This window comes from Planococcus sp. CAU13 (assembly GCF_000775575.1).
Classification (GTDB): domain Bacteria; phylum Bacillota; class Bacilli; order Bacillales_A; family Planococcaceae; genus Planococcus.
Window position 1 is genome coordinate 1 of record NZ_JRGN01000070.1, and the last position, 9,136, is coordinate 9,136.

A 9,136-nucleotide genomic window follows, 5' to 3' on the forward strand; every position below is an offset into this window, starting at 1 on the left:
GGGCCCATAAACCTTGGGCCATCTCTTCGCCGTCGCTTTTCTATTTCATTTTGTCCCGAACAGGCGGTCTCCGGCATCGCCGAGACCTGGAACGATGTAGCCGTGGTCGTTCAGTTTTTCATCAAGGGCTGCGATATAGATGTCCACATCCGGATGCGCGTTCTGCAAAGCTTCGACGCCTTCCGGTGCTGCAATGATGCACATGAAACGGATTTTCACCGCTCCTCGTTTCTTGAGGGAATTCACTGCTTCGATTGCCGAGCCGCCAGTCGCGAGCATAGGGTCGACAACAATCAATTCACGTTCCTGGACGTCAGAAGGCATCTTGAAATAATATTCGACCGGCAGCAAAGTTTCCGGATCACGGTAAAGGCCGATATGACCGACTTTGGCTGCAGGGATCAATTTTAAAATACCGTCAACCATTCCGATTCCGGCACGCAGAATCGGCACAACAGCCATTTTTTTGCCTGCCAATACATTTGCTTTGGCGAGTTGCACCGGTGTCTCCACTTCAATTTCCTTCAGCGGAAGATCGCGTGTGATTTCAAATGCCATTAAAGTTGATATTTCATCCACCAATTCGCGGAATTCTTTCGTTCCGGTCGACTTGTCGCGGATGTATGTCAGTTTATGCTGAATTAGCGGGTGATCAAAAACATATACTTTCCCCATGGCGCATCTCTCCTTTTTTTCACATTATCCAAATAAGTATAACAGAAAATATTGAGCTCTGAACGCCTCAGCGAGCATTGCAATTTTTCAGTTTTTTTATAACGCAAAAAAACCGGAGACTGGGCTCCGGTTTAAAGGATATTCGCATCTTCCATTGGCATCGGCCGGTAGAAATAATAGCCCTGCGCGATGTGGCAGCCCAGCTTCAGCAGCTGCTGTTTCTGCTCTTCCGTCTCTACGCCTTCTGCGACAGATGAAAGGCCGAGGTTTTCCGCCAGCTGAATAATTGTCCGTACAATTGCCAGGGTATCCGCTTCATGCATCTTGGAGATGAACGACCGGTCGATCTTCACTTCACTGACCGGCAGTTTCTGCAGATAACTCAACGAAGAATAGCCGGTCCCGAAGTCATCGACGGAGCTCGTGAATCCGTATTTCGTCACTTGCCTGAAAATTTTCCGGGCAGCCTCAATATCGACAAAGCCGATGCGTTCCGTAATTTCAAGCTGGATCAGGCCAGGGTCGATGCCATATTCGGCCGTCATATCCACCAGATTCGGGACAAATGAATGGTGGAAGAAATGGTCAGCCGAAATATTGATGGCTATCTGCTGAAGAGGCAGTTTCTGTTCCTGGCGTCTTTTCAGCCATTCGAGCACCTGTTTCAACACATCCTGTTCCAGCAAACGAATCTTGCCATTTTTTTCAGCCGCCGGTATAAAAACATCCGGCGCGATGTTGCCGAGTTCCGGGGAATGCCAGCGTGCCAACGCTTCGAAGCCTATAATCCTTCCGTTTCGCATATCCACTTTCGGCTGGAGATGGACTTTGATCTCTTTACGGCGGAGTGCAGCCGTCAGCTCATTGGCGATGCGCAGATTTCTCATCATATGTTCATCGTGCTCGTTTTCGTAATAGCAGATGGAATCGCCTGGCCGCAGTTTCGCTTTTGATAAAGCGCTGTCAGCATAGCGAATCAATTCTTCAACATCCTGCTGCATCGCTGTAATAATGGAGACGCCGGTTTTCAGTGAGAGGAATAATTCCATATCCCTTACCGTTATCGGTTCTGCCAGTAATTTTGCGAGTTCTTCCAGATAATCCGGGATCTGGTCCAGAGGCATCAAACTGACAAGTGCAAGAGTCGAATCCGAGAAACGGGCGATCAAAGCGTCCCGTGAAGAAGTGGCCATGCTGAAGCGCTTCCCGATTTCCTGGATCAATTGATCTCCCGCACGATGTCCATATTGATCCACAACATTAACGTATTCGTCCACTGACAGGAAAGCGACCATACCTTCCTTATTTTCAGAAAGCAGCGAAGCCAGCTCAATCATGAAATAATTGCGGTTGCGCAGACCGGTTGTCCGGTCTGTATATGCAAGCTTCAGCATTTCTTCCTGCTGGCGGGAATATTTGACCGTCAATGAAATCGTCGGCGCAATTCTTTCCAGGAAATTATAGTCCTTGTCATCCGGCTTTGTTATAGAGGGGAAATAGATGCCCATAGTGCCGATGGCATTTCCATCCTTATCGAGAAACGGCACTGACCAGCTGGATTTGAAGCCGTATTCGATGGCAACTTCGCGGTAATCCGCCCCGAGCTCGTCCTCCAGCATATTTTCAATGATCACCGTTTGCCCTCCATTATAGGCAGCGCCGCATGAACCGGAAGAAGGACCCGCTTCCCGGCCCTCGATGGAATCACGGAACCCTTTCGGAACCGACTTTCCGGCCACATTCCGGAATTTATTGTCGTCATCCACAAACAGAATGGAGCAGGCGGTGCCGTCCTTGAAGAACGACTCGATGATCCGGCACACGTTTTCCAGAAGCGAACCGAGCATATAGCCTTTTTCTATACCGGTGTAAGCCTCCTGCTGAAGCTGGATCAGTGCTTCTTCCCTTTTCCTGTCATTGATATTTTTCATCAGCAGCAGCGTATATTTATGTTCGCCGCCATCCATACGAATGGGCTGAACAGTAATTTCATTCCAGAACGGATTTTTATCTTTTCGATAATTGACGATTTCGAAAGTCTCAGCCCGGTCAGATACCGCACTTTCCCGAATTTTGGCACTGACCAGCCGGTCCGTTTTTTCTCCATGCAGAAATCTTCCGTTCCTGCCGATCACATCATTTTCACTGTAACCGGTCATATCGTAAAACGCCTGATTGGCATAGAGAATCGGCTGATCTTCGATTTCTGAATTGATAACTACAAAACCGGTCTGGAATTCGACACCAAGGCGGCTGAGCCAATCAACTATTATGTATTTTTCTGTTTCCATTTTATTGTTTGGCATCAGATAACCCTTCTTTCGTAATCGATGGAAAAAAAAGCAGTCAGCTGCCTGACGTGGACAGCTGCTGCATTTGCTTTATTTGTATAGCGGGAAGCTGGCTGTCATTTTAGCTGTGCGTTCAGCCGCTTCTTTCTTCACCGCTTCATCTTCCGGGTTTTTAAGGAGCATCGCCATGATTGACGCGATTTCTTTCATTTCTGCTTCTTTAAAGCCGCGGGATGTAACGGCAGGTGTGCCAAGACGGATCCCTGATGTTACAAACGGGCTTTCCGGATCAAATGGGATGGTGTTTTTATTCGTCGTAATGCCGACTTCATCCAGAATTTTTTCAGCCACTTTGCCTGTCAGGTTGAGTGAACGGGTATCGATCAGCATCAAGTGATTTTCTGTACCTTTGGATACGATGTCAACGCCTTCTGCCATCAGGCCTTCTGCCAAAGCTTTAGCGTTTTTAACAACTTGTCCAATGTATTCTTTGAATTCAGGCTGCTGCGCTTCGCCGAAAGCCACTGCTTTGGCTGCAATCACGTGCATCAGCGGGCCGCCCTGGATTCCCGGGAAAATCGTTTTATCAATTTTCTTGGCGAATTCCTCTTTGCAAAGAATCAGTCCGCCGCGTGGGCCGCGCAGGGTTTTATGAGTGGTTGAAGTGACAAAATGCGCGTGCGGCACTGGGTTCGGATGTGCGCCCGCTGCCACAAGTCCGGCAATATGAGCCATGTCAACAAACAGGTAAGCACCGATTTCATCAGCGATTTCACGGAATTTCGCGAAATCCAATTGACGCGAATAAGCGCTCGCTCCCGCCACGATCATTTTCGGTTTGTGTTCAAGCGCCGCTTCACGGACTTTATCGTAATCGATCAAATGAGTTTCTTCATCTACACCATATTCAACGAAATTGTATTGCATGCCGCTGAAGTTCACTTTGCTGCCGTGAGTCAAATGGCCGCCGTGGTTCAGGTTCATGCCCAGAATCGTGTCGCCTTTTTCCAGTACTGCCGTGTAGACCGCCATATTCGCCTGTGAACCGGAATGCGGCTGGACGTTTGCATGGTCAGCGCCGAAAATCTCTTTCAGGCGATCTCTTGCAATATTTTCCACTACATCCACAAATTCACAGCCCCCGTAATAACGTTTACCCGGGTAGCCTTCCGCGTATTTATTGGTCAATACTGAGCCTTGAGCATCCATTACAGCCTGCGAGACGAAGTTTTCTGATGCAATCAGTTCGATATTCGCTTCCTGGCGGTTTTTTTCCGCATTCATTGCTTCATATAATGCCTGATCCTGTGCTTTAATCAATTCCATCCATATTTCCCTCCTGTAGTTGAACAAACTCACGATTGTAGCTGGCGCGTTCTCCCCCAATCAGTTTCGGGCGGGTGGTTGCTGATGAAACAATCGCATCACCTATTAGTTTAACAGATGTGCGCACCGGAACGGCCACTCTTTTTAAATGCATGCCAATCATTGTCTGGCCAATGTCGATCCCGGCATGGGCTATGATTTCTTCGACCACTACGGGATCGTCCATCATGCTGTACGCATAAGCACTCATGGACCCGCCGGCTTTGGGAACCGGAATGACCGACACAGGTTCCCAGCCGTATTTTTCAGCAGCGTGCCGTTCGACCGTCAGTGCACGGTTGATGTGTTCGCAGCCCTGGAATGCCAAAAATATTTTATGGCGCTCCGCGAATTTCCGGAGCGGTTCATACAAACTTTCGGCAATATCCAAGCCGCCGCCGGTGCCGATATGCTGTCCGACGACTTCAGAAGTCGAGCAGCCGACCACAAAAACCTGGCCTTTTCTGAAAACGATCTCCTGCTCCAGTTCACTCAAGGTTTCCTCCAGCTGCAATTGCCATAAAGTTTGCATGTTGACCACTCCTTATCTTTCTAAGTTTGTGATTTTTTGAATCCGTTTATCATGGCGGCCGCCTTCGAATTCCTCGGTCAGCCAGGTTCTGGCAATTTCCCGTGCAAGTCCCGGTCCGACAACGCGCTCGCCCATGGCAAGGACATTCGAGTCGTTATGCCCTCTGGTCGCTTTTGCGCTGAATACATCATGCACAAGGGCGCATCGGATCCCTTTTACTTTATTGGCTGCGATCGACATGCCGATGCCTGTTCCGCAGATCAGGATGCCGCGGTCCGCTTCCCCTTTTACGACTGCCTCTGCAACCGGTGTCGCATAATCCGGGTAATCCACCGAATCATCTGTGTGCGGTCCAAAATCCTGATATTCCATTCCCATCTCGTTTAAGAGATTGACGATTTCCTTGCGAAGAACATTGCCGCCATGATCTGAAGAAATAGCAATTTTCATAGATAACCCTCTTTTCTTTTCTGTTAGTGCAAAAGCCTTCTTTCACATTTGCACTTTGATTTCATTTTAACATCTTTATGCGAAAAAGCTATAAATGGACGTTTTCATCCCATCAGCCCCGCCTGCAAAAAATAGCCGCCCACTTATGAGTGGACGGCACGTTTTATTTTTCCTGTAAAAGTTTCTGTTCCAGCCTGCCGATCAGGTCGCGCAGTTCATCGAACGTCTTCTGATAGAGCGAATAGGAACCGCCGTAAGGATCACTGACGTCTTTCGGTATTCCTGTAACATATTCCTTTAATGTAAATATCTTATCCGCAGCCTCCCGGTGCTGCTGAAGAATAAGCTGTTTATGGGACAGCGTCATGGTCAAAACGATATCCGCCCATTCCAGGTCTTCCGGCATCAGTGAACGGGAAGTATGTTCAAATTCAATGCCCTGATTTTCAAGAACCGCACCTGCATTTTCAGAAATTGGCGAGCTGCCCGCGAAAACGCCGGCAGAACGGACTTCTATGCCCGCGATTTCCTTTGAAGCAAGAATCGCTTCGGCCATCGGGCTTCTGCACGTATTTCCTGTACAAACAAATACTATTTTCATCCTGCCACCTGCTTTCCAAGAATATTCAGCTGAACCATTTATGGTCTGCCGCTTTCTCCAGACGGTTCATCATGAAATCATTATCATCATGTTCGGCTGAAACGCCAGCCAAAATCAAATCGGCATCCGTCATATCGCATTTGCGCAAACTGCTGTATAAAGTTTCTGCGCTCAAAGGAAAATGATAATCAGCTTCAGGATAATCCGCTGCGCTGAGTACAGCAACTTTCCTGCCTTTGCCCTGCACGTGCTGAATCGCTTTTTTGATCAGTCCGCTGTCATCTTCAATCAAATATACAGGAGCTTCCGGTGCATAATGTGTATATTTCATACCGGGAGATTTAGGTTTGCTGCCCTGGACTTCAGCTGATAATCTGACTGTCCCAATGACATTTTCAATCTGCTGTTTTGTTACATTGCCCGGCCTCAGTATTACCGGCGGCTCGCTGGTCATGTCGAGCACCGTTGATTCAATGCCGATTTTCGTGGGGCCGCCGTCAAGAATCAATGGAATCTTCCCTTCCATGTCATGATATACATGCTCGGCAAGCGTCGGGCTCGGTTTTCCGCTTGTATTGGCGCTTGGAGCCGCAATCGGCAGCTTCAGGCGCTTCAGCAGATTGAGCGCCACCGGATGATTCGGCACACGGATTCCAACTGTATCAAGATCGGCGGTTACATTCATTGCGAAAACACCAGGCTTGGATTTCAGGATCAGCGTCAATGCACCCGGCCAGAAAGCATCCATCAGTTTCAGCGCTTTGTCAGAAACCTCTTCAGCATAACCGACAGCCGATTCCTTTGAATCGACGTGGACAATCAGGGGATTGTCCGACGGCCGCCCTTTCGCTTCGAAAATTTTGCCGACTGCTTCAGCGTTCGTGGCATCTGCTCCCAGGCCGTAAACTGTCTCAGTCGGAAAAGCGACGATTCCGCCATCCCGGATAATATCCACAGCCTGTGCGTAAGTTTCTTCTTTATTCACATTCTTATCCACAAGAATTACATCGGTCAGCATTTCAGCAACTCCCATTTCCTCAGGTTCCTGTTGTTTTGTCCACATTTGTGGGTAACTCCATGAATATTATACCCAATTTGTGCACAACTCAGCTAATGATACAGAAAACCATCCGGTCATTTTTGTTGATATCTTTTTTTACGTAAACTTCAGCCTGTGGAAAAGTGTTTTTCAGCATCTTTTCCACAGCCTCTCCCTGTAAATGGCCGATTTCCAGCCCGACGATTCCGGGTTTATTCAACAAATCAGGCAGGCCATCCATCATTCTGCTGTACAGAGCGAGGCCTTCCTGCTCGGCGAATAAAGCCGAATGCGGCTCGAAATCTTTTACGGTATCCGCCATTTCCGCTGCTTCCGAATGGGCGATATAAGGAGGATTCGACAGGACGACATCCCATTTCTGCCCTTGCAGCGGCTCCAGTAAATCTCCCAGCCGGAAGTGGATTTCCGCTTCCAGCAGCTTCGCATTTTGACGGGCTGTATCCAGCGCTTTTTGTGATATGTCAGTTGCAGTCACGTTCGAAGCCGGCAATTCTTTTTTCATGGTAATGGCGATGATTCCGCTGCCCGTGCCGATATCAGCGATTACCGGAGAAGGATTCGAAAGATGAACACGAATCAATTCCAGTGCCTCTTCCACCAATTCTTCCGTTTCGGGCCGGGGTATGAGCACATCCGGGTTAACGAAAAATTTTCTGCCATAGAAAATTTCATAGCCGGTCAGATGCTGCACGGGTGTGCCTTTTGCAAACTGTTCGATGAATTCCTGGAATTGGTCATTGTCCTTCTCGGCAAGCTCATCTCGCAAAGAAGCCAGTAAACCCGCCTGGCTGACGCCCAGCACATGCTGCAGAAGGATTCCTGCAGCGGCCTCCTCACGTCCATGTTCCTTTAAATAAGAAGAAGCCCGGTTAAGGGCCTCAAAAATTTTTTCTTTTTTATGCATTATTGAGGCTTTCCATTCTCGCAGATTGCTCTTCCACGATCAATGCATCGATTACTTCATCCATTTTGCCCTGGAGAATCTGGTCCAGTTTCTGTATCGTCAATCCGATGCGGTGATCGGTTACACGGTTCTGCGGATAATTATAGGTCCGGATCCGCTCGGAGCGGTCGCCGGTTCCGACTGCTGATTTACGCACAGCATCGTATTCCGCCTGCGCTTCCTGCTGGAATTTATCGTAGACGCGCGCGCGCAGGACTTTCATGGCACTCGCTTTGTTTTTGATCTGCGATTTTTCATCCTGGCACGTTACGACTGTGTTTGTCGGAATATGCGTCAAACGCACAGCCGACATCGTCGTATTGACCGACTGGCCGCCGGCACCGGATGAAGCGTACGTATCCACGCGGATATCGTTATCATGGATTTCAACTTCCACTTCTTCGACTTCCGGCAGACACGCCACCGTCGCCGTTGACGTATGGATGCGTCCGCCGGATTCCGTTTCGGGAACACGTTGTACGCGGTGTGCGCCATTTTCAAATTTCAGCTTTGAATATGCGCCTTTTCCAGAGACCATGAAGACGATCTCTTTAAAACCGCCAAGACCCGTAGGGGAAGAATCCATTATGGAGACTTTCCAGCCTTTCGATTCCGCATAGCGGCTGTACATCCGGTAGAGGTCGCCTGCAAAAAGCGCCGCTTCGTCTCCGCCTGCTGCTCCGCGGACTTCCATGATGACGTTTTTATCGTCGTTCGGATCTTTGGGAATCAATAAAATATGGAGACGCGCTTCAATCGCTTCCACTTTTTCTTCCAGTTCATTCACTTCTTCTTTGACCATTTCCCGCATATCGGCGTCCATTTTATCATCGAACATCGCTTTGGCATCGGCCAATTGCGCCTGCAGTTCTTTGTATTCACGGTAAGCTTCGACCGTTTCCTGAAGGTCGGATTGCTCTTTCGAATATTCGCGGAGCTTATTGGTGTCGCTGACGATATCGGGGTCACTCAATAATTCAGTTAAACGGTCATATCTATCTTCTACTGCCTGCAATCGATCAAACATCGCAGTCACCTCTTTTTCCTGTTACAATTTTCATTTTCCTTCTATATTATATACTTTCTACCCTTAGCGTAAAAGTACAGTGTCACTTTCTCTCTCAGCTTCACTTTTTCGGATCCCAGCGTCAGACAAGGAGTTGTCCCAAAAGAGAATTTGGGACAACTCCTTTGCGACGAAGCAGCGAAGCGATGCAGG

At 48.5% G+C, this 9,136-nt stretch carries 9 protein-coding genes; all 9 read right to left on the reverse strand.

Annotated elements, in window-relative coordinates; genetic code table 11:
- Nucleotides 1–45: 45 nt before the first annotated feature.
- Entirely contained in the window at nucleotides 46–675 is a 630-nt protein-coding gene (upp, locus tag KW93_RS03085) for a uracil phosphoribosyltransferase (RefSeq protein WP_033541501.1), read from the reverse strand.
- A gap of 131 nt (nucleotides 676–806) precedes the next feature.
- Nucleotides 807–2,981 carry a bifunctional diguanylate cyclase/phosphodiesterase gene (locus KW93_RS03090; protein ID WP_033541502.1) on the reverse strand — a complete coding sequence of 725 codons (2,175 nt, stop codon included), beginning with the start codon at nucleotides 2,979–2,981 and terminating at the stop codon, nucleotides 807–809.
- A gap of 75 nt (nucleotides 2,982–3,056) precedes the next feature.
- A complete protein-coding gene (gene glyA / locus KW93_RS03095; RefSeq protein WP_033541503.1) occupies nucleotides 3,057–4,292 on the reverse strand; it encodes a serine hydroxymethyltransferase in 1,236 nt (411 codons plus the stop codon).
- Nucleotides 4,279–4,863, reverse strand: a complete 585-nt coding sequence (locus KW93_RS03100; protein WP_033541504.1) for a TIGR01440 family protein — start codon at nucleotides 4,861–4,863, stop codon at nucleotides 4,279–4,281. The genes glyA and KW93_RS03100 overlap by 14 nt, the downstream gene beginning before the upstream one ends.
- A 12-nt stretch (nucleotides 4,864–4,875) precedes the next feature.
- Nucleotides 4,876–5,313, reverse strand: a complete 438-nt coding sequence (rpiB, locus tag KW93_RS03105; RefSeq protein ID WP_033541505.1) for a ribose 5-phosphate isomerase B — start codon at nucleotides 5,311–5,313, stop codon at nucleotides 4,876–4,878.
- A 163-nt stretch (nucleotides 5,314–5,476) separates the two neighbouring features.
- Complete coding sequence (locus KW93_RS03110) at nucleotides 5,477–5,914, reverse strand: low molecular weight protein arginine phosphatase (protein ID WP_033541506.1); 438 nt, start codon at nucleotides 5,912–5,914, stop codon at nucleotides 5,477–5,479.
- Nucleotides 5,915–5,939: 25 nt separating this feature from the next.
- Nucleotides 5,940–6,932: an L-threonylcarbamoyladenylate synthase gene (locus KW93_RS03115; RefSeq protein ID WP_033541509.1), complete on the reverse strand. Its 993-nt coding sequence runs from the start codon at nucleotides 6,930–6,932 to the stop codon at nucleotides 5,940–5,942.
- An 88-nt stretch (nucleotides 6,933–7,020) separates the two neighbouring features.
- Nucleotides 7,021–7,878: a peptide chain release factor N(5)-glutamine methyltransferase gene (gene prmC, locus KW93_RS03120; protein ID WP_033541507.1), complete on the reverse strand. Its 858-nt coding sequence runs from the start codon at nucleotides 7,876–7,878 to the stop codon at nucleotides 7,021–7,023.
- Nucleotides 7,871–8,944 (reverse strand): peptide chain release factor 1, encoded by a 1,074-nt coding sequence (gene prfA, locus KW93_RS03125; RefSeq protein WP_033541508.1) that lies wholly within the window; start codon nucleotides 8,942–8,944, stop codon nucleotides 7,871–7,873. Before prfA ends, prmC begins: the two co-directional genes overlap by 8 nt.
- Nucleotides 8,945–9,136 lie beyond the last annotated feature (192 nt).